This is a genomic window from Aestuariimicrobium soli (assembly GCF_051192575.1).
In the GTDB taxonomy this organism is placed as follows: Bacteria; Actinomycetota; Actinomycetes; order Propionibacteriales; family Propionibacteriaceae; genus Aestuariimicrobium; species Aestuariimicrobium soli.
Genome location: NZ_JBPJSQ010000011.1, coordinates 17,813 through 40,610, shown reverse-complemented (window position 1 = coordinate 40,610; position 22,798 = coordinate 17,813). Strand labels below are relative to the sequence as shown.

Annotated in this window: 20 protein-coding genes and 1 riboswitch; of the genes, 9 read left to right on the top strand and 11 right to left on the bottom strand. The window is 70.2% G+C overall.

Annotation, left to right across the window (positions count from 1 at the left end; all coding sequences use genetic code 11):
• Positions 1 to 10: 10 nt before the first annotated feature.
• Entirely contained in the window at positions 11 to 2,305 is a 2,295-nt protein-coding gene (locus tag ACSDQ9_RS12325; protein WP_435147451.1) for a DEAD/DEAH box helicase, read from the bottom strand.
• 396 nt (positions 2,306 to 2,701) lie between these two features.
• Here ACSDQ9_RS12325 and ACSDQ9_RS12320 point away from each other — a divergent pair, with 396 nt between their 5' ends.
• Positions 2,702 to 3,850, top strand: a complete 1,149-nt coding sequence (locus ACSDQ9_RS12320) for a glycosyltransferase family 4 protein (RefSeq protein WP_435147450.1) — start codon at positions 2,702 to 2,704, stop codon at positions 3,848 to 3,850.
• 108 nt (positions 3,851 to 3,958) lie between these two features.
• On the opposite strand, the gene ACSDQ9_RS12315 is transcribed toward ACSDQ9_RS12320, so the two are convergent.
• From ACSDQ9_RS12315 to glmS, 4 genes are all read right to left on the bottom strand, one after another.
• The gene (locus ACSDQ9_RS12315; RefSeq protein ID WP_435147448.1) at positions 3,959 to 5,323 is read right to left on the bottom strand and encodes a bifunctional ADP-dependent NAD(P)H-hydrate dehydratase/NAD(P)H-hydrate epimerase; all 1,365 of its coding nucleotides are present in this window, start codon (positions 5,321 to 5,323) and stop codon (positions 3,959 to 3,961) included.
• A 2-nt stretch (positions 5,324 to 5,325) separates the two neighbouring features.
• On the bottom strand, positions 5,326 to 5,679 hold the full coding sequence (locus ACSDQ9_RS12310; protein WP_435147446.1) for a holo-ACP synthase: 354 nt from the start codon (positions 5,677 to 5,679) through the stop codon (positions 5,326 to 5,328).
• Positions 5,680 to 5,821: 142 nt separating this feature from the next.
• Positions 5,822 to 6,202, bottom strand: a complete 381-nt coding sequence (locus tag ACSDQ9_RS12305) for a VOC family protein (protein ID WP_435147445.1) — start codon at positions 6,200 to 6,202, stop codon at positions 5,822 to 5,824.
• Positions 6,203 to 6,283: 81 nt separating this feature from the next.
• The gene (gene glmS, locus ACSDQ9_RS12300) at positions 6,284 to 8,128 is read right to left on the bottom strand and encodes a glutamine--fructose-6-phosphate transaminase (isomerizing) (protein WP_435147443.1); all 1,845 of its coding nucleotides are present in this window, start codon (positions 8,126 to 8,128) and stop codon (positions 6,284 to 6,286) included.
• 64 nt (positions 8,129 to 8,192) lie between these two features.
• On the opposite strand from glmS, the gene coaA reads away from it, so the two are divergent.
• Positions 8,193 to 9,179: a type I pantothenate kinase gene (gene coaA, locus ACSDQ9_RS12295; RefSeq protein WP_435147441.1), complete on the top strand. Its 987-nt coding sequence runs from the start codon at positions 8,193 to 8,195 to the stop codon at positions 9,177 to 9,179.
• 3 nt (positions 9,180 to 9,182) lie between these two features.
• Here coaA and ACSDQ9_RS12290 read toward each other — a convergent pair whose 3' ends face one another.
• Together ACSDQ9_RS12290 and glmM are read right to left on the bottom strand one after the other, a co-directional pair.
• The gene (locus ACSDQ9_RS12290; RefSeq protein WP_435147440.1) at positions 9,183 to 10,424 is read right to left on the bottom strand and encodes a multidrug effflux MFS transporter; all 1,242 of its coding nucleotides are present in this window, start codon (positions 10,422 to 10,424) and stop codon (positions 9,183 to 9,185) included.
• A 143-nt stretch (positions 10,425 to 10,567) separates the two neighbouring features.
• Positions 10,568 to 11,917 (bottom strand): phosphoglucosamine mutase, encoded by a 1,350-nt coding sequence (gene glmM, locus ACSDQ9_RS12285; RefSeq protein ID WP_435147438.1) that lies wholly within the window; start codon positions 11,915 to 11,917, stop codon positions 10,568 to 10,570.
• Positions 11,918 to 12,055: 138 nt separating this feature from the next.
• Here glmM and ACSDQ9_RS12280 point away from each other — a divergent pair, with 138 nt between their 5' ends.
• Positions 12,056 to 12,511, top strand: a complete 456-nt coding sequence (locus ACSDQ9_RS12280; RefSeq protein ID WP_435147436.1) for an acyl-CoA thioesterase — start codon at positions 12,056 to 12,058, stop codon at positions 12,509 to 12,511.
• On the opposite strand, the gene ACSDQ9_RS12275 is transcribed toward ACSDQ9_RS12280, so the two are convergent.
• The 3 genes from ACSDQ9_RS12275 to rplM all read right to left on the bottom strand — a co-directional run bounded on the left by ACSDQ9_RS12275 (position 12,478) and on the right by rplM (position 14,792).
• Entirely contained in the window at positions 12,478 to 13,086 is a 609-nt protein-coding gene (locus ACSDQ9_RS12275) for an endonuclease domain-containing protein (RefSeq protein WP_435147434.1), read from the bottom strand. The two genes, ACSDQ9_RS12280 and ACSDQ9_RS12275, sit on opposite strands and share 34 nt — an antisense overlap.
• A gap of 711 nt (positions 13,087 to 13,797) precedes the next feature.
• On the bottom strand, positions 13,798 to 14,331 hold the full coding sequence (rpsI, locus tag ACSDQ9_RS12270; protein ID WP_435147432.1) for a 30S ribosomal protein S9: 534 nt from the start codon (positions 14,329 to 14,331) through the stop codon (positions 13,798 to 13,800).
• 8 nt (positions 14,332 to 14,339) lie between these two features.
• Positions 14,340 to 14,792: a 50S ribosomal protein L13 gene (rplM, locus tag ACSDQ9_RS12265; protein WP_435147430.1), complete on the bottom strand. Its 453-nt coding sequence runs from the start codon at positions 14,790 to 14,792 to the stop codon at positions 14,340 to 14,342.
• A gap of 213 nt (positions 14,793 to 15,005) precedes the next feature.
• On the opposite strand from rplM, the gene ACSDQ9_RS12260 reads away from it, so the two are divergent.
• A complete protein-coding gene (locus ACSDQ9_RS12260; RefSeq protein WP_435147428.1) occupies positions 15,006 to 16,505 on the top strand; it encodes a glycoside hydrolase family 125 protein in 1,500 nt (499 codons plus the stop codon).
• Here ACSDQ9_RS12260 and ACSDQ9_RS12255 read toward each other — a convergent pair.
• A complete protein-coding gene (locus ACSDQ9_RS12255) occupies positions 16,484 to 17,947 on the bottom strand; it encodes a serine hydrolase domain-containing protein (RefSeq protein WP_435147426.1) in 1,464 nt (487 codons plus the stop codon). The two genes, ACSDQ9_RS12260 and ACSDQ9_RS12255, sit on opposite strands and share 22 nt — an antisense overlap.
• A gap of 61 nt (positions 17,948 to 18,008) precedes the next feature.
• Here ACSDQ9_RS12255 and trmB point away from each other — a divergent pair, with 61 nt between their 5' ends.
• From trmB to ACSDQ9_RS12230, 5 genes are all read left to right on the top strand, one after another.
• Positions 18,009 to 18,764 carry a tRNA (guanosine(46)-N7)-methyltransferase TrmB gene (gene trmB, locus ACSDQ9_RS12250; RefSeq protein ID WP_435147424.1) on the top strand — a complete coding sequence of 252 codons (756 nt, stop codon included), beginning with the start codon at positions 18,009 to 18,011 and terminating at the stop codon, positions 18,762 to 18,764.
• On the top strand, positions 18,761 to 19,612 hold the full coding sequence (gene truA / locus ACSDQ9_RS12245; RefSeq protein WP_435147422.1) for a tRNA pseudouridine(38-40) synthase TruA: 852 nt from the start codon (positions 18,761 to 18,763) through the stop codon (positions 19,610 to 19,612). The genes trmB and truA overlap by 4 nt, the downstream gene beginning before the upstream one ends.
• A 13-nt stretch (positions 19,613 to 19,625) precedes the next feature.
• Entirely contained in the window at positions 19,626 to 20,243 is a 618-nt protein-coding gene (locus tag ACSDQ9_RS12240; protein WP_435147420.1) for a class I SAM-dependent methyltransferase, read from the top strand.
• 54 nt (positions 20,244 to 20,297) lie between these two features.
• A riboswitch (cobalamin riboswitch) is annotated at positions 20,298 to 20,443 on the top strand.
• Positions 20,444 to 20,563: 120 nt separating this feature from the next.
• A complete protein-coding gene (locus ACSDQ9_RS12235) occupies positions 20,564 to 21,784 on the top strand; it encodes an LPXTG cell wall anchor domain-containing protein (RefSeq protein ID WP_435147419.1) in 1,221 nt (406 codons plus the stop codon).
• The gene (locus ACSDQ9_RS12230; protein WP_435147417.1) at positions 21,781 to 22,794 is read left to right on the top strand and encodes a hypothetical protein; all 1,014 of its coding nucleotides are present in this window, start codon (positions 21,781 to 21,783) and stop codon (positions 22,792 to 22,794) included. The genes ACSDQ9_RS12235 and ACSDQ9_RS12230 overlap by 4 nt, the downstream gene beginning before the upstream one ends.
• Positions 22,795 to 22,798: the final 4 nt, after the last annotated feature.

The window sequence follows — 22,798 nt, the reverse complement described above, 5'->3', positions numbered from 1 at the left end:
CCCGCAGGGGTCACTCGCCGCGGTTCCAGCCGCCGAAGTCACCGACACGGTCGCGCTGGGGGCGATCGCCGCCCTTGCGGAAGCCGCCACGGTCGCCACCCTTGCGGAAGCCACCGCGGTCGCCGCCCTTGCGGAAGCCGCCACGGTCACCGAACTGCTTGCGGCCACCGGGTCGTCCCTGACGGGGAGCGCGCTTCGGCGGGGCGATCAGGTCGTTGTACTCGTTCTCGCTGATCGGCTCGTGGTCGATCGGACGAGCGCCGGTCACCTCGGTGAGCAGCTCGTCGCCGGGCTCCACCTTGGTGAGCTCACCCGAGACCCCGGCGTCGCCGGCCATGCGCTGCATGGTGCGGCGCTGGTGCGGCAGCACGATGGTGGCCACGACACCCTTCTCACCGGCGCGGGCGGTGCGTCCGGCGCGGTGCAGGTAGTCCTTCGAGTTCTGCGGCGGGTCGACCTGCAGCACGAGCGAGACGTCGTCGACGTGAATACCGCGGGCGGCCACGTCGGTGGCGACCAGCACGGGCACGGTGCCCTCCTTGAAGGCGGCCAGCACGCGGGCGCGGGCGCCCTGGGTCAGACCACCGTGCAGGGCTCCGGCCATCACGCCGGCCGCACGCAGCTGGTCGGCGATGCGCGAGGCGCCCATCTGGGTGCGGGCGAAGATGACGGTCTTGCCCTCACGGTTGGCGACCAGGGCGGTCGTCTCGTTCTTGTGGTGCGGGTGCACCAGCAGCAGGTGGTGCTCCATGGTGGTGACGCTGGCCTGACCCGAGTCGACCTCGTGGGTCGAGGGGTCGTGCAGGTACTTCTTGACCAGCTGGCCCACGGCGTTGTCGAGGGTTGCCGAGAACAGCAGACGCTGCGCGTTCTCGGGGGTGGCGTCGAGAATCGCCTGCACGTCGGGCATGAAGCCCATGTCGGCCATGTGATCGGCCTCGTCCAGCACGGTGACGAGCACCTTCGACAGGTTGGCGACGCCCTGTTCCATCAGGTCGATCAGTCGGCCGGGGGTGGCCACGACCACGTCGACACCGCTCGAGAGTGCCTTCACCTGGGGGCCGTAGCTCATGCCGCCGGCGACCAGCGCCAGCGACAGGCCGAGGGCCTTCGCCAGCGGCGAGAGCGCGTCGGCGACCTGCAGGGCCAGCTCGCGGGTGGGCACCAGCACGAGGCCGGCGGGGGCGTCCTTGAAGCCGTTGTTCTGGCTGATGCGGGTGAGCATCGGCAGACCGAACGACAGGGTCTTGCCCGAGCCGGTGCGGCCGCGGCCGAGCACGTCGCGCCCCTCGAGGGCGACCGGGATGGTGGCGGCCTGGATCGGGAAGGGCTCGGTGATGCCCTGGGCGGTCAGGCTGGCGACCAGCTTGTCGGGCAGGCCGAGCTGGTGGAAGCTGTCGGTCTCGGTGACGGTGCTGGCGTCGATGTCGACGTCGGCGGCCTCGGTCCAGCTCATGATGTCGGCGTCGAACGCGGCCTCCTCTCCCTCGGCGAAGCTGCGCTGGGGGCGGTCGTCACGCTGGAAGCGGTCGGGCCGGTCACCCCGGTCGACGTCCCGGCGGGGGCGGTCGAAGCGGTCGGCGCGGTCGCCGCGGTCGGCGCGGTCGAAGTCGCGGCGGGGGCGGTCGTCCCGGTCCCAGCTGCGCGAGCGGCGCTCGTCGCGATCCTTGCGGAAGCGATCCTTGGCGGGGTCGCCGTGGAACTGGCGGGGGCCGCGGGCACCGGCGTGAGGACGCGCCGAGTCACGGTCGAAGTCGCGCTCGCGCCAGGGGCGGTCCTCGCGGTTCTGGTGGCCGCCGCGGCGGTCGTCGCGGTCATCGCGGCGGGGACGATCGTCGCGGTCATCGCGGCGCGGACGGTCGAATCGGTCGCGGGACTCGAACCGGTTCTGGGACGACCCGTCCTGGTGCGGACGGTCGTACGAGCGGCTCGGGCGGGTGTAGGTGAAGGAACCGCCGCGCTCGGTGCGCTGGAAGCGGTCGGCGGGGCGGCGGTCGTCCCGGTTGTCGCGGCGGTCGTCACGCGAGTCGGCGCGGTTGTCGCGGCGATCATCGCGGGCATCGAACCGGTCGCCGCGGTTCTCGAAACGGTCGCGGTTCTCGAAACGGTCGGTGCGCTCGCGGTCACCGCGGTACTCGCTGCGGGGCTGGCCGCCGCGGCGACGGGGATCATGACCGGCGGCGGCGCGCTGATCGGCGCTCCAACGCTTCTTGGGGGTGCCGTCGGCCTTGTAGGCCTTCGGGGCCCGCGCCTTGCCGGGCTTGTTCTTGGGTCGATTGTCGAACTTCGACACAGGGGTGCTCACTTCCGAACCTGATGGCTCTGTCGTCCCGGCACGCAGCCGGGCGCACCCGCGCACCTCCCGCGGACACACAATGGTCGGTCGGGGGTGGATTCGGGGTGCGAATGGATGGTGCGAACGAGTCGCCCACTGGCGTCAGCTCCAGGAGTTCTCTCCTGCCGCCGCCCACGCAACCATTCGCCTTGACTGGCGCTCGTCCGATGAAGGAACCGGCGCCCTGAGGTGGCCTCACTTGAGGCTTGAGCTACTTTACCGGTTTCGGGCGCGGGCTCCAAGTCGGCCGGGTTTGCCGCCCGATCGTCCGGGTTTCACCGAACGTTCACGGGTGTCACCAAACGTTCAACTCGAGCGACGGCCCAGCGCCGCGGGCGACGCCGAGGGCCGACATAGACTGGGACCGTGCGAGTGGCCATTGTCGCGGAGAGCTTTCTTCCCCAGGTGAACGGCGTCACCAACTCGGTGCTGCGCATGCTCGAGCATCTGCGGGCCACCGGGCACGAGGCCTTCGTGGTCGCGCCGGCCGACGGCACCAAGACCCCGCGCCACTACCTCGGCACCCCCGTGCTGACCGTCCCCTCGGTGGGGCTGCCCGGCTACGCCGACGTGCGGGTCTGCGGTGTCACCACCTATCAGATGACCAAACTGCTGGGGGACGAGGCGCCCGACGTCGTGCACCTGGCCGCCCCGTTCGCGCTCGGCTACAAGTCGGCGCTGGCCGCGGCCCACCTGGGCATTCCCGCGGTCGGCATCTACCAGACCGAGATCCCCAGCTACGCCGCCCGCTACGGCTTCCCCACCATCGAGCCGATCCTGTGGTCGCGCATTCGCCACGCCCATTCGCTGGCGACGCTGAACTTCGCGCCGTCGACCTTCGCCAAGCAGCAGCTCGAGGCCCAGGGCATTCCGCGCGTCGGCATCTGGTCGCGCGGGGTCGACTCGGTGCGCTTCGATCCCCGCAAGCGCTCGGACGACCTGCGCCGCCAGTGGGCACCCAACGGTGAACGGATCATCGGCTACATGGGGCGGCTGGCCAGTGAGAAGCGGGTCGAAGACCTGCGGGTGCTGGGCGACCTGCCCGGCACGAAGCTGGTGATCATCGGCGGTGGACCGCTGGCTGACCAGCTGCGCACCCAGCTTCCCGAGGCCGTCTTCACCGGTCCGATGGGCGGTGAGGACCTGCCGGTGGCGCTGGCCAGCTTCGACCTGTTCGTGCACACCGGCGAGCTCGAGACCTTCGGCCAGGCCATCCAGGAGGCGCTGGCCTCAGGGCTGCCCGTGGTGGCTCCCCGTCGCGGTGGACCCATCGATCTCGTGAACCCCTCCCGCACCGGCTGGTTGTACGAGCCCGGTGATCTGGCGGGGCTGCGCTCCTACGTGGTCGACCTGATCGGGGACGACGCCAAGCGCGCCGCCTTCTCGACCGCCGCCCGCATGTCGGTGGAGCACCGCACCTGGGACTTCATCTGCGCCCAATTGGTGGGGCACTACCAGGAGGCGATCGACGCCGGTTCGCGGGTGCTGAAGGAAACCCCGCACCTGCTGCCCTGACGCGCTCGGCCCATCTGCCGCCTCTTGTCGCATGTGCCCCATGTTGCAACGGCGGCAGATGCGAGCAACGTGGGCAGATGCCAGGGTGTGGTGGCCAGAGCGGGCGCCTCAGTGGAGCAGGGCCGCGAGGGTCTCGGGGAAGCGGGCGGCCAGCTGATCCGGCGGCCATGGCCCCGGATGTTCGGCCGCGGTGAGCGCCTGCAGCGAGGCGGCCAGTGCACCGGCCCACACCGCGGGAACTCCTGCCGCCAGCAGAGTTCCGCAGACTCCGGCGAGCACATCGCCCGACCCGGCCTGCGCCGTCCACGCCGGCCCCGGAACGGCCACCAGCACCTGGTCACCCTCGGACGACACGCACAGCTGGCTCGCGCCCTTCAGCAGCACCGCGGCACCGAACCGACCGGCGGCCTCCCGCGCCCGCTCGAGCGGATCGGCCTCCACCCGGTCGCGGGAGAGGCCCAGCAGCCGCGCCAACTCCCCCGCGTGCGGGGTGAGCAGTGAATTCGCGGGCAGCGGCAGCTCGTCCAACACCTCGGGGACGAGCGCGCTCGCGTCGATCACCATCGGCACCCCGTCGCGGGCGCGACCCTCGAGTCTGGCCGTCAGGCGGGCGGGGTCATCGTCCGACCACCCCGAACCGACCACCCACGCCTGCACGCGGCCCTCGCCGACGGTGATGCTGGGGTGGCGGCGCACCGCCTCGGTGGTGACCCAGTCGGGGCCGACGTGGCGCACCATGCCGGCGCCGGCGAGCAGGGCGCCGTCGGCGCCGAGCAGCCCGGCGCCGGGGTAACGCTCCGAACCGATGTCGAGGCCGACGACCCCGCGGGAGTACTTGTCGCTGCGCACCCCGGGGGTCGGCCAGCGCTCGGCCAGGTCGGTGGGCTCCAGCGCCAGCGCGAGCCGCTCCGGCACCCGCACGCCGATGTCGGCGACGACCACTCGTCCGCACTTCGAGGCGGCGGGCTGCAGCACGTGGCAGGCCTTCTCGGCGATGAAGGTGACGGTGGTGTCGGCGCGAAAGCTCGGGTGATCGGCCCCGGAGTCGGCGACCAGACCCGAGGGCAGGTCGATCGACAGCACCGCCACCCGGCGGCGGGTGCAGTGCACGGCCAGCGCGCGCACCTCATCGGGCAGCCCGCCCCGGCCACCGATGCCGGTGAAACCGTCGATCACGAGCACCAGGTGCGACCAGTCCTGGGAGTTGGGGGCGAAGGAGTCGCTGACGTCGCTCCACCGGCGCACCTCGACACCCTCGGAGGCGAGCAGATCACCGGCGCGGCGGGCGTCCTCACCGTTGTTGCCCGACCCGTCGACGACGAGGACGAACCCGTGCGGGAGCGACTGCAGCATCGCGCGGGCGACCTCGGCGACGGCGGTGACGGCCGGCCGGAACAGGTCTCCCCCGGGATGGGTGTCGAACCAGGCCCGCTCGGCGGCGCGGATCTCGTCGGAGGCGCAGATGGATCTCATGGTCAGACGGCCTCGCAGACCACGTAGGCGCACGCCAGGCCGGCGTCGTGGCTGATGGACAGGTGCACCCGGGTGATGCCGAGTTCCGCCGCCCGCGCGGCCACCGTGCCACGCAGTTCGAACTGCGGCTGGCCCCCGTCGAGGCGCACCACTTCGGAGTCGAGCCAGACCAGACCGCTGGGCGCACCGAGGGCCTTGGCCAGGGCCTCCTTCGAGGCGAACCGGGCCGCCTGCGAGGCGATGGGCACGCGTCGCTCGCCCTCGGTCAGCAGGCGCGCCACGACCCCGGGGTGGCGGTCGACCATGTTCTGGAAGCGCTCGACGCTGCACACGTCCATGCCGATGCCCACGATCATGGGTTCAACCTAGCCGCCCGGTTCGTCCCGGACGAGCAACCGCCCTCCCACCACCGCTGATCGACGGGACTCAAGCCCCGCCGGTCGAGCAGGAGCGAGGAACGAGTGACGTGTCGAGACCATCAACCGGCGGAGCCGGCACTCACTCTTGGGCGGCGTCCTCTCCCCCGGTCTGGCCTTCGAAGAGGCCGATCTGGTTGCCGTCGGGGTCGGTGAACGCGGCGAACCAGCTGGTGGCGTCGATCTCGGTCTTGGGCAGCACCACGCTGCCGCCGAGCTCCGTGGCCTTCGCCAGGGTCTCGTCGATGGAGTCCACCTCGACGTAGCTGCGCGGCTGGGTGAGCGAGCCATCGCGCAGCATCATGCCGCCGCCGGAGACCTTGTTGGGCGCCTGCCACATCGGGTACCCCTCGAAACCGGGGTACTCCGCGATGTTCCAGCCGAACAGGGTGCCGTAGAACGTCTTGCCCGCCTCGAGGTCGGAGACGGGGATGTCGGTGTGGGTGATGTCGCCGTGAGCCATGCTTCCTCCTGTGATGTGCGGGCCCGTCAGGACCCACCACTCACGCTAGGTCGCCGCCACGACAAAACCGCCGGAAACCCCTCATTCCACCGTGACCGACTTCGCCAGGTTCCTCGGCTGGTCGACGTCGTGACCCTTCTGGGTCGCCAGTTCACAGGCGAACACCTGCAGCGGGATCGTCGCCACCAGCGGCTGCAGCAGCGTCGAGACCTTGGGCAGCCTCACCAGCGTGTCCGCATACGGGGTGACGGTGTCGTCCTCCTCCTCGACGAGCACGATGGTGCGCGCGCCGCGGGCCCTGATCTCCTGGATGTTCGAGACCACCTTGTCGTGCAGTTGGTCGCGACCCCGCGGTGGGACGACCACGAACACCGGCAGGTCCTGGTCGATCAGGGCGATCGGGCCGTGCTTGAGCTCTCCGGCGGCGAACCCCTCCGCGTGGATGTAGGCCAGTTCCTTCAGCTTCAGCGCACCCTCGAGGGCGACGGGGTAGCCGACGTGTCGTCCGAGGAAGAGCACCGACGGCACGTCCTTGAACTGGGCGGCCAGGTCGAGCACCTGTTGCGAGGCGTCGAGCACCTGCTGCATCTTGGCCGGCATCGAGTCGAGCTCGGTCATCACGGCCCTGATCTCGTCGCCGTACTTCATACCGCGAACCTGCGCGAGGTAGAGCCCCAGCAAGTAGCAGGCCACTACCTGGGTGGTGAAGCCCTTGGTCGAGGCCACCCCGATCTCGGGCCCGGCGTGGGTGTAGATCACCGCATCGGACTCGCGCGGAATCGTCGCCCCGTTGGTGTTGCAGATGGCGATCACCTTGGCGTGCTGTTCGCGGGCGTGCCGGATGGCCATCAGGGTGTCGGCCGTCTCCCCCGACTGCGAGATGGTCACCACCAGGGTCATCGGGTCGATGATCGGGTCGCGGTAGCGGAACTCGGAGGCGATCTCGACCTCGCAGGGAATGCGCGTCCAGTGCTCGATGGCGTACTTGGCGACCAGCCCGGCGTAGAAGGCGGTGCCGCAGGCGACGATCACGATCTTGTTGATGCGCCGCAGCTCCTCGGGGCTGATCCGGATCTCGTCGAGGGTCAGCTCACCCCGGTTGTTCCAGCGACCCAGCAGCGTGTCGGCGACGGCCTGCGGCTGCTCGTGGATCTCCTTGCGCATGAACCAGTCGTAGCCCTGCTTCTCGGCCGCCGACAGGTCCCAGTCGACGTGGTACGGCTTGCCCTCGGAGGCGCCGCCGTCGAAGTCGGTGATCACGATCTCGTCGGGAGTGATCTCGACGACCTGGTCCTGCCCCAGCTCGATCGCCTCGCGGGTGTGCTCGATGAAGGCCGCCACGTCGCTGGCGAGGAAGTTCTCGCCCTCGCCTCGTCCGACCACCAACGGCGAGTTGCGCCGGGCCGCGACCACGCGGTCGGGGTCGGCGGTGTCGATCGCCACCAGGGTGAAGGCACCCTCGAGCCGGCTGGCGACCGCGCGCATCGCGTCGCCCAGCGAGTCGGCCTTCTCGACCTCGACGCCCAGCAACTGCGCGGCCACCTCGGTGTCGGTCTCGGAGGCGAAGGTGATGCCCTGTTCCTCGAGCTCGGAGCGCAGATCCGCGAAGTTCTCGATGATGCCGTTGTGCACCAGCGCCACCCGGCCGTTCTGGCTCAGGTGGGGGTGGGCGTTCTCGTCCGTGGGCCCGCCGTGTGTCGCCCAGCGGGTGTGCCCCACCGCGTGCCGGCTCTGCGGGATCGGACGAGCCTCCAGCTCGGCCTCGAGGTTGGCGAGCTTGCCCGACTTCTTGCGGGCGCTCAGTTCACCCCCGGCCTCGACGGCGATGCCCGCCGAGTCATAGCCTCGGTACTCGAGGCGACGGAGTCCTTCGATGACGACCTGCTGGGCACTTTGGCTGCCCACATATCCGACGATTCCACACACGGCAACAAACGTACAGAGACTCTGAGCGATTGACCAATCCGCCGCACCGTGTGACTCTTGCCGCGTGACTTCCGCGGCGCCGCAGCCCCTTCTCGCCACCCCCGCTGGCAACCCCGAAGACGACAGCCCCTACCTCGAGATAGCGCGCACCGAGTGGGCCGATCTGGCCGATCACACCGACATCGATGTCGACGAGACCACTCTGGCACGACTGCGCGGCCTCGGTGACCCGACCAGCCAGCGCGACGTGCGTGAGGTCTACATTCCCCTCACGCAGCTGCTGCACCTGCACATCAAGCACACCGGCCACCTCTACCGCGCCAGCAACGCCTTCCTCGATCGTCAGGTCGGACGAACGCCGTTCGTCATCGCCGTCGCCGGCTCGGTGGCCGTCGGCAAGTCGACCACGGCGAGGTTGCTCAAGGAACTTCTGGGGCAGGCACCGGGCCGTCCGCGGGTGGAACTGGTGACCACCGACGGATTCCTCTACCCCAACGCCGAGCTCGAGGCGCGCGGCATTCTCGACAAGAAGGGCTTCCCCGAGTCGTACGACCGGCGGGCCCTGCAGCAGTTCGTCATGGACGTCAAGTCGGGCCGTCCCGAGGTGAGCGCCCCGGTCTACTCGCACCAGATCTACGACATCGTGCCCGACGAGCAGATCGTCGTGCGCCACCCCGACATCTTGATCATCGAGGGCCTGAACGTGCTGCAGCCGGCGCGGCGGCACTCCGATGGCCGGGTGGGGTTGGCGCTGAGCGACTTCTTCGACTTCTCGGTCTACGTCGACGCCGACGACGACCACATCAGGGCGTGGTTCGTCGATCGCTTCCTGGCGCTGCGCGAGACCGCCTTCCAGCAGCCCGACTCGTTCTTCGCCCGGTTCGCCTCGATGGCGGTGCCCGAGGCGACGCAGTTCGCGCACCAGGTGTGGGACGAGATCAACGGCCCCAACCTCGAGGCGAACGTGCGCCCGACCCGGGAACGCGCGACGGTGATTCTGCGCAAGGGCGCCGACCACGCGATGGAGTCGGTGCGCATCCGCAAGATCTGAGCCTCAGGCGGCCTCGCGGCGCGGACGAGCCACCACCAGCATGCAGAACATCGACACCAGCGAACCGCCGAGGAACATGATGCCGGGGCCGAACGCGCTGCCCTCACCGAACAGCGCCACGATGGGCGGCGAGACGGCGAACGACAGGCTCATGGTGAGTCCGAGCACGGCCGACGCGGTGCCGGCGTATTCGGGCACCTCGGCGCTGGCGAGCGCTCCACCGTTGGGCCCGATCAGGCCCTGGCCGGCCATCAGCAGGAAGAAGCTGGGCATCACCAGCGACCAGTGCGCGTCGAACCAGATCGCGCTGACCAGCAGCAGGATCGCGCCGACGAAGGCCAGGCTCTGACCGGTGAACATCACCTTGCGGGTGGCGACCTTGCCGGCCAACCGGGCGGCGATCAGGGTGGCGACCATCATGCCGCCGGCGTTGAACGCGAAGTCGACCGAGTAGGTCATCGGCGACAGCCCATTGCGCACCTGGATCAGGATCGGCGAGCTGGCGACATAGGCGAACAGTGCGAACCCGGTGGCCGCGTTGGTGAGCATGTAGCCCACGAACCGCCGGTTCGACAGCACCACCCGTGAGTTGCGGACGAACGCCTGCAGCCCTCCCCCATGACGCTTCTCGCTGGGCAGCGACTCGGGGATGACCAGCAGCGATGCCACCAGCATGACCACGGCCATGGCGGCGATCACCCAGAACGCCGTGCGCCACACCGACCACCGCAGGATCACGGCGCCGATCAGCGGGGCGATCATCGGCGCCAGCGCACCCACGCCCATCAGCACGTTCATGACGCGGACGAGCTGCCCGCCGTGCGCGAGGTCGACGATCACGGCGCGGCCGATCACCATCGCCCAGCCGGCCCCCAGACCCTGGAAGAAACGGGCCACCAGCATCACACCGATGGAGGGCGCGATCGCGCAGATGATCGATGCCGCGAGGGTCACCAGGGTGCCGACCAGGAGCGGACGCTTTCGTCCGATCTGGTCAGAGACCGGGCCACCCACCAACTGGCCCAGGCCCATGCCCAGGAAGAAGGTGGTGAGGGTCAGCTGCACCGAGCCGGTGCTGGTGACGAGGTCGGCGGCGACGTGCGGGAAGGCTGGCACGTACATGTCGGTGGCCAGGGGTCCGACGGCGCCGAGCAGCACCACCGCGGCGATCAGCAACGGGGTCACCGTCTTGGCCGCCGCGTCGTCGTGGCGAAGTCTGGCTCCGCTGATCACTGCTGCACCCATGTGGTCGTCCCCTCGTCGTCGGCCACTCAAGTGAACAGCCATTCAGTTCCACAACGGAAGCGCTCAAGGGGGCATTCCTATTCCCCCTTCGCATGTGATCTGGCGACCGGCACGTTTGGGCTGGTGGGAACGCGATTCCGGAGTCAGAGGCTGACGCGCGCCTTCACCAGTTCGGCGAGGCGGCTGGCGATCTGCTCGGCACGCTCGGTGGTGTCGGCCTCGACCATCACCCGCACCAGCGGCTCGGTGCCCGAGGGGCGCAGGACCACTCGCCCGTTGCCGCCCAGCTCGTGGTTGGCGGAGGCGACGGCCGACTGGATCTCGGTGTCGATGCCGGCCCGCAGCTTGTCGACCCCCTTGACGTTGACCAGCGCCTGCGGGAGTCGGGTCATCACGGCGGCCAACTCGGCCATGGACTTGCCGGTGGTGGCCATGCGGGCGGCCAGGTGCAGGCCCGTGAGCACGCCGTCGCCGGTGGTGGCGAACTCGCTCATGATGACGTGCCCGGACTGCTCGCCGCCCAGCGTGAACCCGTTGGCGTTCATCGACTCGAGCACGTAGCGGTCGCCGACCTTGGTCTGGTCGACGCGAATGCCGTGCTCGCGCATCGCGTTCACGAAACCGAGGTTCGACATGATCGTGGCCACCACGGTGTCGGACGAGAGCTTGTGCTCCTCCTTCAGGCCGAGCGCCAGGATCGCCAGGATCTGGTCGCCGTCGACGAGGTTGCCCTCGGCGTCGACGGCCAGGCAGCGGTCGGCGTCACCGTCGAAGGCAAGCCCGAGATCGGCGTGGTGCTCGATGACGGCGGCCTGCAGATCGCCCATGTGGGTCGAGCCGCAGTTCTCGTTGATGTTGAGGCCGTCGGGAGCGTTGTGGATCGCGATGACGGTGGCGCCCTGGGTCTCGAAGGCGTCCTTGGCGGTGGCGGACGAGGCCCCGTTGGCGGTGTCGATGACGATGGTCAGTCCCTCGAGGCTGGTGCCGTCGATGGAACTGACCAGGTGGGCCACGTACTCCTCGATGGCGCCCAGGTCGGCGCTCACGCGCCCCACCTGGTCGCCGACCGGACGCTGCCAGTCCTCGCCCATGCGCTGCTCGATGGCGTCCTCGAGGGAGTCGTCGAGCTTCACGCCGCCGCGGCTGAAGAACTTGATGCCGTTGTCGGGCATGGGGTTGTGCGAGGCCGAGAGCATCACCCCCAGGTCGGCGTTGTGGGAGTTGACGAGGAAGGCCACGCCCGGGGTGGGCACGACGCCCACGCGGACGACGTCGACCCCCGCCGAGGCGAGCCCGGCGATGACGGCCGCCTCGAGGAACTCACCGCTGGCGCGGGGGTCGCGCCCGACCAATGCCTTGGGACGACGCTCGCCGAAGAACCCCACCTCCCCGAGCACGTGGGCCGCTGCGACCGCGAGGTCGAGGGCCAGTTCGGCGGTCAGGTCTTGATTGGCCTTGCCGCGCACACCGTCGGTTCCGAAGAGTCGTGCCACGGGTGACACCCTAGCCGGATTCGCTCACCCCGGTTGCGCGCGGCCGGTCGCGTGCTGGCCTTTGATCGGGTGTGTCGCGGGGCGGGTGGTTCGGTCCGGGAACCCTCGCGGACGGTGGTGCTCGTAGACTTGCCGCTCGTGAGCGACCTGGACGATCTCGGCCCCGACGACATGCGGTTCCACTCTCGCCGATGGGTGCGGCCGGAGGACCTCAATGCCAACGGCACGCTCTTCGGGGGCAGCCTGTTGAAGTGGATCGACGAGGAGGCCGCGATCTACGTGATCGTGCAGCTCGGCAACGAGCGCGTTGTCACCAAGTACATGTCGGAGATCAACTTCGTCGCCTCGGCCTGGCAAGGTGACCTCGTCGAGATCGGGCTCATCCCCACGCACTTCGGGCGCACCAGCATCACGCTGCGGGCCGAGGCGCGCAACATGATCACCCGCCAGACCCTCATCACCATCGACAAGATCGTGTTCGTGAACTTGGACGAGCACGGGGCCGCGAAGCCCCACGGTTACACCGAGATCACCTTCGACCGCGACCGGATCCCGGTGCGCTACGGGCCCATTCCCGACGCCCACCGCGCCTGAGGTGCGAGTGGTGTGCTGACGGCTGGTGCCTCCCGGGCGTGGACCACCCCCAGCAGTTGACGCACCACGGCATCCGGGCGGTCTCGCAGGTCGGCGGGCGTGTAGTGCAGCACCGTGTAGCCGGCGCACGTGAGCACGTTGTGACGGGCCCAGTCGCTGGTTCGATCCTCGTCCGGCGCGTGGTACTGCCGCGACTGAAGTTCGAAGATCGTGCGGGAGCCCTCGAACAGCACGTCGGGGCGGATGCGCCTCCCCGCTACTTCGAGCAGGGGGTTGGCCTTCCATCGCCTGAACCCTGTCCTGTGCAGGAACTGGTGTGCGTCGAGCTCGGCCGGTGACCAGGGATTCGTCGCCACAGTGGCGGCGAGTTCTCGCCACCGACCACGCGGCCCGTACGGGGCGAGGTCGGCGACCTCACGAAGGTCGGCGGGTGAGAACGCCTTCTGCCGCAGCCCGTTGAACAGGGGTTGGAGGTCACCCATGGCACCTCCCACCAGGGCACCCGGTGCGTATCGCAGGAACGGCACGTCCCCGCGCCAGACGAGCAGGTGGCTCGGCAGCGGCATGGTGGTCACGCGTAGCCATCCAGGAGTCCTGCCGCGATGACGAGGGAGGACGACGTCAAGTTCGCGAACCTCTGCTTCCTCCCAGAAGGTCAGTCGTGCCGCCAGCCGGCCGGCGAGAGCTGCCTCGGGACGCCAGAGACGAGTGGCCCGAAGCCTGACCCGCCAGTCGTGCTCATGCGGCACTGACATCGCAATGCCGGGCAACGGGACGCAGACGAGGCCCTGCTCGTGCTGTCTGCGCACAGCGGAGCCCACGTTCGGATGATCGGCGATCCTCAGGGCCCAGCCGTTCAGCCGCAGTTGCTCGAGCAGTTCTCGATCGGGGCGCATGGAGGGATTGGGCCATGCGACCGGGGTCATGGAGGGCGACTCGGAGCAGCTGGGGACAACTTCCTGCGACACGCCCACCGGACATGCCGATCTGTGGACAACTGCGCCGCTCCGAGGCCGGAGCCAGTCACGGGTGGCCCGGTCACCGGTGCCGCTCCGCCGAACCACGCCATGGCCTGGGCTGGCCGATCACGCAACTATTGGCGCACAACCCGGCCATCGGGAACGTGGCGTGACGGAGGGCCCAGTTGGGCGCCACTTTTGGAGCGGTGGCCAGGCAGAGCTCCCACCACTCCCCCGCGACACCGCTCATCGACCCCCGAACAGCACTCGACCCCGGCTCCACGAGGGAACCGGGGTCGAGTGAAACTCAGCGCTTCGAGTACTGAATCAACGCTTCGAGTACTGGGGAGCCTTGCGGGCCTTCTTCAGACCAGCCTTCTTGCGCTCCTTGATGCGGGCGTCGCGGGTCAGCAGGCCGGCCTTCTTCAGCACCGGACGGCTCGCCTCGACGTCGACACCGTTCAGCGCACGGGCGATGCCCAGGCTCAGCGCACCGGCCTGGCCGGTGATGCCGCCGCCGTGGATGCGAGCGATGATGTCGTAGGAGCCCTCGACACCGGCGACGACCAGCGGCTGGCTGGCGATCTGCTGGTGCACCTTGTTCGGGAAGTACTCCTCCAGGCTGCGGCCGTTCACGGTCCACGAACCCGAGCCGGGAACGAGGCGCACGCGGGCCACGGCCTCCTTGCGACGACCGGTGCCACCGCCGGCGGCGATCACGGCCGGACGCGACGAGGCGCCGGTGGCGGCGGCAGCGTTCGAGTCGGAGCGGTAGGCGATCTCGCGATCGTTCTCGTCGACGAAGGAGTTCTCCTCGACGTCGATGGTCTCGTCAAGCTCAACGGTTTCAGACACGGTCATTCCTTGGCTCAGTTGGCGGTCTGGGAGATCTGGGTGATCTCGTACGGCTGCGGCTGCTGGGCAGCGTGGGGGTGCTCCGGGCCGGCGTAGACCTTGAGCTTCGACATCTGCTGACGGGCCAGCTTGTTCTTGGGCAGCATGCCCCAGACAGCGAGCTCGACCGCCTTGCGGGGGTCCTTGGCGAGCAGCTCACCGATCGGGGTGGCGGTCAGGCCACCGGGGCGACCCGAGTGGCGGTAGCGCAGCGAGTCGGTGCGCTTGTTGCCGGTCACCGCGATCTTGGAAGCGTTGACGATGACGACGAAGTCGCCGGTGTCGACGTGCGACGCGAAGGTGGGCTTGTGCTTGCCACGCAGCAGAGTGGCGGCAGTCACAGCCAGACGACCGAGAACAACGTCCTCGGCATCGATCACATGCCAGTTCCGGGTGATTTCGCCCGGCTTGGGAGTGTAGGTAGACACGGTCGCGGACCATCTTCCATAGAGTTGCTTGTACAGGTTCTGCAGCGCGGGCCGCGAGCTCAGCCAGAGCGAGCAGGCATGCCGATGCGCAACAGCGTCTTAGGCTACCCCGCCTGCGCACCGGCGACCAAATCGCCCTCTGGCAGGCGTTCCGACCGTCGGCGGCCCCGTCGGCAGCCCGTCACCAGCCATCCTCACCCACGGACACCCCGCATGCCAACACCCCTCCCCCACCACCCCGGACGACGCGCCGCCCAGGCCCCCACCCGGGCGCGCTGGCGTCGTCCGTCACAGTGGCCGGGACTGGCCCGCGGATTCTCGCGGCTGGCTCGCCGATTCGCGCGCGGAACCGTGATCGATGCGGCCGCGCGACTTGGCATCGACCCCCTGACTCGATGGAGTGAACGCATGACCGAACCCACGATCGTCAACCCGGCCAGCGACGCCCTGGTGTCACTCATCGAGCGGCATGCCGCCGAGATCGCCACCCACCTCGACCGCGCCGACGCCGGCACGTTCTTCCGCGACGCGATGCTGAACACCTGGCAGACGACCCTCAACCCCCAGCCCGACGGCTCGGTGTTCGTGATCACCGGCGACATCCCGGCGATGTGGCTGCGCGACTCGTCCGCGCAACTGCGCCCCTACCTGCTGCTGGCCACCGAGTCCGACGAGGTGCGCGCCACCATCGCCGGGCTGATCCGCAAGCAGTGGGAGCAGATCGCCATCGACCCCTACGCCAATGCGTTCAACGCCGAGCCGAACAGCGCCTCCTGGCACGCGGCCGACCTGTGCGACAACCCGTGGGTGTGGGAGCAGAAGTACGAGATCGACTCGCTGGCGTTCCCGATCCAGCTGGCCTGGCAGTACTGGAAGGTCACCGGCGACACCGCCGCGCTGGCGCCCGTGCACGCCGGCGCCCGCACCGTGATCGACCTGTGGCGGCTCGAGCAGCACCACGAGGAGAGGTCCGACTACCGCTTCGTCCGTGAGGGCACCGACGACACCCTGGGGCCCGACGGTCGCGGCACCCCCGTCGGGGTCACCGGCCTGACGTGGTCGGGCTTTCGTCCCAGCGACGACGCCTGCACCTACCACTACAACGTGCCCGCGCAGTACTTCGCGGCCCACGCGCTCGGGCTGCTCGCCGACCTCGCTCGCACCATCTGGGACGACGAACCGTTGGCCGCCGACGCCACCTCACTCGCGGACGAACTCCGCGCCGGCATCGAGGCCCACGCGCTCACCGACGAGCAGACCCTGGCCTACGAGGTGAACGGGCTGGGCGACCAACTGCTGATGGACGACGCCAACATGCCGAGCCTGCTCAGCCTGCCGCTGTGCAGTGACCTCGCCGCCGCCGACGAGCGCTACCTCACCACCCGCGGCTGGATCCTCTCCGACGCCAACCCCTACTACCACTCGGGCGCGCACGCGCGCGGCACCGGCAGCCCGCACACCCCCGACGGCTACATCTGGCCGATCGCGCTGGCCGTGCAGGGCATCACTGCCACCGACCCGGACGAGGCGCGCGGCCTGGCCGCCTGCCTGCTCGACACCACCGGCGGCACCGGGCTGATGCACGAGGGCTTCGACCCGGACGACCCCACCCGGTTCACGCGTCCGTGGTTCAGCTGGGCCAACTCGATGGCGTGCGAGCTGCTGCTGTCGCTGACCGGGCACACGATGGATCAGGCGACGTCGGTGCGCTGAGCCTTCCCGGCCAGCAGGTCGGCGCGCAAGGCCTGGAACACCTCGGGACGCCAACTGGTGATGCCGGTGGTCGTCACCGAGGTGATCTCGCCGGCCTCGTCGCGCTCGACCCGCATGGTTTCGCCGTAGCTCGAGAACCCGTCCTTGGCCTCGGCCTGCAGGGCGCCCTCGTCGACCACGGTGAGCCGCACCGCGCCCGCGACCGGGTCGGCGGCCTCGGTCGACAGCGACAGCACCGCCCCGGGCACAGGAATCAGGTGCAGGCTGCCCCACAAGGAGCTGAACCGGCCGGCGAAGCGGTCGTCCGGAGTGTCGGTGCCCGAGCCAACAGCACCGACAGCGCCGACGACGTGGTCGAGCAGCTTCACGATGGTGGTCGCCCAGTCGCTGGCGGACGAGCCGTTGCGGTTCGTGAGCACGCTCACCGACAGGCCGGTGGCCGGGTCGCCCCAGGTCTGGGTGATGTGGCCGGGGAACCCGCCCGAATGCCCGATCACGAACCGGCTGCCGATCTCGCGCATGATCCACCCCAGCCCGTACCACCGGGTCTGCCCCGCCTCGACGACGGTCGATTCCTTGCGCTGCATCAACCGCTTCGAGGAGTCCGACAGCAGTCGGTCGGTGCCCCAAGCATGGGACGACAACCACGCCGTGGTCGCCTCGGCATTGGCCCAGCAGCCGGTGGCGGCCGCCTCGGCGAAGGTGTCGACGTGGGCGATGGTCGCGGGCTCGCCCAACTCGGCCGGCAGCCCGACCTCGGCCGGGGTGAGCGTCGGCAGGGCGTGACCGGCGGCGAGGGTGACGTCGGGTCCGTGACCCAGCTCGGGCCCGAACACCAGGTCGCCCTCGACGAGGTCGACCAGCGGTGTGACCAGGTCGAGCACCACCTCGTGCCAGCCTCGTCCGGTGACCGACTCGATCACCAGGCCCAGCGCCGAGTAGCCGATGTTCGTGTAGTGGAAGTGCGTGTTGGGAGCGAACACGAGGTCGCGGGAGAGCTCGGCGATCAGCTGGTCGCGGTCGTTGAAGGGCTTGGCCAACTGCCAGAAGTTCGCGTCGTCGCCGTCGCGCAGCACCCCGGCCTGATGGCTCAGTAGCTCGCGAACCGTGACCTGACCAGCGGGAACGTCGACCAGCTCGGGCACCCAGTGGCCCAGCTGGTCGTCCAGACGCAGGCTCCCCTGCTCCGCCAGGGCCATGATCGCGGTCGCCGTGAACGTCTTGGAGTGCGAGGCGATCCGGAAGGCGTGGGCCGTCGTCAGGGGTTCGCGGGCGGGCTGATCGGCCCAGCCCACGGCGAACGAGCTCAACAGGTCGTCGCCCAGGCGGATGGCGACCTGCACCCCCGGCACTCCCGTGCGCAGGCGCTGGGTGTCGATCCAGTCGATCAGGAAGGGCTCGAGCCAGCGCACGGCCTCGGGAATGCGGGTGTCGGCGGTCATGACCCGATCCAACCACCGCCGTGGCCGCTGCGCACCCCTGCGCACCTCTAGGCTTTCCGACGTGACCGAGCAGCCCGACGACCGACCCCGCGTGCACCGCGAGGTGGTCAGCTTCGTGCGCCGGTCCGACCGCATGAACCCCTCGCAGCAGAAGGCCTGGGCCCGCCACGCCGACGACTGGTTGGTGCCGGTCGCCACCCTCGAGACCGAGACCTCGGTGGCCCCCGACCAGCCGCTCGACCTGCCCGCCCTGTTCGGCCGCACCGCTCCCCTGGCCGTCGAGATCGGCACCGGCACCGGCGAATCGCTGGCGGCGATGGCCTCCGCCCACCCCGACTGGAACATCCTCGCGTTCGAGGTCTTCCAGCCGGCCGTCGCCAGCGCCATGAACCTGCTCGGACGCGAGGGCATCACCAATGTCCGCTTCGTGATGAACGATGCCGCCGCCGGTCTGCGCCACCTGCTCGGCCCCGACTCGATCACCGAGTTGTGGACCTTCTTCCCCGACCCCTGGCACAAGACCCGCCACCACAAGCGGCGCCTCGTCCAGGCCGAGTTCGCCTCGCTGGTGGCCTCGCGGCTGGTCCCCGCCACCGGTGACACCCTCGGCGGTCTGTGGCGGTTGGCCACCGACTGGGACGACTACGCGGAATGGCTCCGCGAGGTGCTCGACGCCGAGCCGGGCCTGGTGAACGTGCACGCCGCCGACACCGGCTGGGCGCCGCGGCTGGGGCTTCGTCCGATCACGAAGTTCGAGGCCAAGGGACTGCGCGCGGGGCGCATCGTCCGCGACCTGACCTACGCCCGCCGCCCATGAGCACGCACACCACCCGCTGGCGCCTCGACCTCGCCTACGACGGCACGAATTTCCACGGCTGGGCCCACCAGCCGGGGCTGCGCACCGTGCAGGGCGAGCTCGAGCGCTGGCTGCCGCAGGTGCTGCGCCTCGATGCCCCCGTAGCGCTCACCGTCGCCGGACGCACCGATGCCGGGGTGCACGCCGACGCCCAGGTCTGCCATCTCGACCTGCCCTCCGACACCAACACCTCGACCCTGCTGCACCGCCTGCGCCGTGTGCTCGACGGCGACATCGCCGTGCACCGGCTCACCCCGGCCGCCCCCGGTTTCGATGCCCGCTTCTCGGCGATCTGGCGCCGCTACCGCTACCGCCTGTGGGACGACGAGGCCGTCCGCACCCCCACCCTGCGCCACCGGGTCGCCACCACTCGCGGACGACTCGACCCCGGCGCCATGCAGGCCGCTGCCGAGCTCACGTTGGGGCTGCGCGACTTCGCGGCCTTCTGCAAACCCCGCCCCGACGCGGAGCAGACCGGTGCCACCACGATCCGCACGCTGCAGCACTGCGAGGTCGTCCGCCACCGCGACGGGCAGATCGACACCGTGCTGCGCGCCGACGCCTTCTGCCATTCGATGGTGCGCTCGGTGATGGGCGCGCTGGTCGCCGTGGGGCTCGGACGACGCACCCTCAGCTGGCTCGAGCACACGCTCACCCTCGACCACCGCGCCACCGACGTCACAGTGATGCCCGCCTCGGGGCTCACGCTGGAGGCCGTGGGCTACCCCGACGACGCGCGCCTGGGCGACCGGGCCGTGGAGTCCCGCCGCCGACGCGAGGTCGACGAGATTCGCCTGGAGGACCTGTGAGCCTGGAGGACGTGTGAGCCACTACTTCGACTCCCCCGCCGAACCGCTCGACGAGTCGCGGTTGCGCGAGGTCGACTGCCAGATCTGGGACGAAATCCTGCGCTTCCGCACCGCCGCTGGCGTGTTCTCGGGTACGCGGCTCGACCCAGGCACCACCGTGCTGTTCCAGGAATCCGCGCCGCCGACCACCGCCCGCCGGATCGCCGACGTGGGCTGCGGGTTTGGTCCGATCGCCGTCGCCCTCGCCCGCCGCTGCCCCGAGGCCCGGGTCGACGCCATCGACGTGAACGATCGCGCCCTGCAGCTCACGCGCCTCAACGCCGACACCCTCGGCGTGGGCGAGCGGGTCGCCACCCTTCGTCCGGACGACGCCGACCCCGCGACCCGCTACGACCAGCTCTGGTCGAACCCGCCCATCCGCATCGGCAAACCCGCCCTGCACGCCCTGCTGCTGACCTGGCTTCCACGCTTGTCGGACGACGGTGAGGCGCGGCTGGTGGTGGGCAAGAACCTGGGCGCCGACTCGCTTCAGCGCTGGATCGCCGAGCAGTCCGTCGACGGGCGAGGGTTCACGTGCGAGCGCGCAGCCTCGGCGAAGGGATTCCGAATCCTGAGCGTTCGTCCACGCTGAGGCGCGACCACCCCAGCACACCTCGGGCCCCCATTCCCGGACCCCATTTCTGGGCTGGGTCGGCGACCTGTACTGTGATCGCCAGATCCACCCGTGGGGGAATCCGGTGAGAATCCGGAGCTGACCCGCAGCCGTGAGGGCCCACCAGCTGACGCTGGCGACGCCCGAGTCGGAATGCCCGCGTGCGGACCGACCTGCGTTCTTGATGAACACCCGCCGAGGCTGCGGGACCGGGGTCGCGAACCGGGGCACTCGCAGATGCCCCAGGTCGCAGGACGAATGTCCCGGTGCCACGCATGCCTCTCCCGAGAGGACTCCCCATGGCCACCACCCCTGACACCGCGGCCGCCACCCGCACCGAACGCCGTCTGAGCACCCGCCTGCTGGCCGCCGGGTTTGCCGCCAGCATCGCCCTGTCGGGCGGCATCGCCACCCTGACCCTGAGCTCCGCCGACGCGGCGCCGATCAGCGCGGCCGCCGTCAGCAACCCGGCCGAGACCCAGAAGGCCGCCGACTGGATCGCGGCGCAGTGGTCGTCCGACCCCTCGAAGCTGAGCGGTGGCCTGCTGGCCGACGCGATCCTCGCCCTGGTGGCCAGCGAGTCGCACCAGACCGAGGTGGCCGCGATGGTGGCCAAGCTCAAGTCGACGGCCGCCGATGACGCCTACAACGCCGGCAGCGCGGGCAAGATCGCTCTGGTGGCCGCGGCCGTCGGCGCCGACCCGAAGGACTTCGGGGGCGTCAACCTGATCGACGTGATCACCACCGATCTGACCGCCGATCCGTCGGCCGGGTACTCGTTCTCGCTGGCGCTGGCCGTGCTCGGGCTGGCCCGCAACGGTGTCGCCGTGCCCGATTCCGCGCTCGCCCAGGTGTTCTCGCAGCAGGGCACCACCGGTGCCTACGGCTACGTCGAGACCTGGAACAACAACACCTTCGTCGAAGACCCCGACGCCACGGCCATCATGATCGCCGCGCTGCGCTCGCTGGGTGACACCCCCGGCGCCGCCGACGCGCTCGCGAAGGCCGAGGCCTGGGCGGTCGCCAACACCACCCCCGAGGGCTACTGGACGAACTACTCGCCCCTCAACACCACCGGTCTGATGGCCGCGGCGCTCGCCGACGGCAGCACCGACGTGACCAAGGCCACCGCCTGGCTGAAGGGCTACCAGCTGGCCGACGGCGGCTTCGGCGCCTCGCTCGACGCGACCTCGAGCGACCTGATGGCCACCACCCAGGCCATCCTGGGGCTGGCGGGCGTCAGCTACGCCACGGTCGAGCTCGTCGAGGGGTCGTCCAGCGCTCCCGTGTCGAGCGCCCCCGTCTCGAGCGCGCCGGTCTCCAGCGCCCCCGTCTCGAGCGCCCCCGTGTCGAGCGCTCCGGCCTCGTCCGGCACCCCGTCGGTGACGATCACCTCGGCCACCCCGAAGCGTCCGACGGGCCTGCCCGACACCGGCGCCGAGGGCACGCCCGCCGCGCTCTGGGTGACGCTGGCGTTCGGCGCCGTGGCCGCCGGTGCGCTGGTGAGCCGTCGTCGATGAGGCGGACGACCGAGCGCATCCTGCTCGCCCTGGTGGCGGGGGTTCTGGCCTGGGTGGGGGCACCCTGGCTGGGCCAGTCCCCCGCGGCCCGGGCCAACCCGCTGCCTGCCAGTCCCCTGGCCAGCAGCTCGGTGGCCGACAGTTGCCTCGGTCAGAAGAAGGTGTGGCTGCTGGTGGTCACCGATGCGGGGTCGACGATGCGCAGCACGTGCGTCGGCACCCCGTCGTCGGGTGAGCAGGCGCTGGTCAACGCTGGGTTGAACTTCACCTACTCGCGAGGGGGCTACCTCTGCACGATCGGGGGCTACCCCGCGTCGTGCCCGACCACCTTCACCGGGCAGTACTGGAGCTACTGGACGGCCACCCCCGGCGGCTCGTGGACCTACTCCAACCTGGGGGCCGGGGCGCGCACGCCTCCGCCGGGCACCCTCGACGGGTGGTGCTACACGAAGGCCGCCTCCGAGGCGACCCAGAAGGCGACCTGCTCGGCGCAGCTGACGAGCCGGGTGAACCCGGCCAACGTGACTCCGACCGTGCCGCAGCCGACCACCAAGCCGACCACGGCCCAGCCCACGACGGCTGCCACGACGGCCAAGCCGACCACGGCGAAGCCCACCACAGCCCGACCCACCACGGCGAGGCCGACGGCCTCGAAGGCGTCCACCTCAAAGGGCACCACGACCCGATCGACCACGACCAGTTCGGCGCGCACCAGTTCGGCGACGTCCAGTTCGGCCGCCAGCTCGCGCCCCAGCACGCCCGCCAGCACCTCCACCAGCAAACCGGCCACTGCCTCGTCCGCCCCCTCGACCGCCCAGCCGGGAGCGAGTTCGGCGAACAACGAGCAGACCACGACTGCCTCGCCCAGCCAGCCCGACGCGAGCGCCGAGCAGACCACGGTGCCGGCGACCGACTCCGGTTCGCCGACCGGGCTGATCGCCACGGGTGGCGTGCTGGCCGCCGGTGCGGCCGGGGTGGGCGTGTACCTGCTGCGAGCCCGGCGCCGGTGAACGA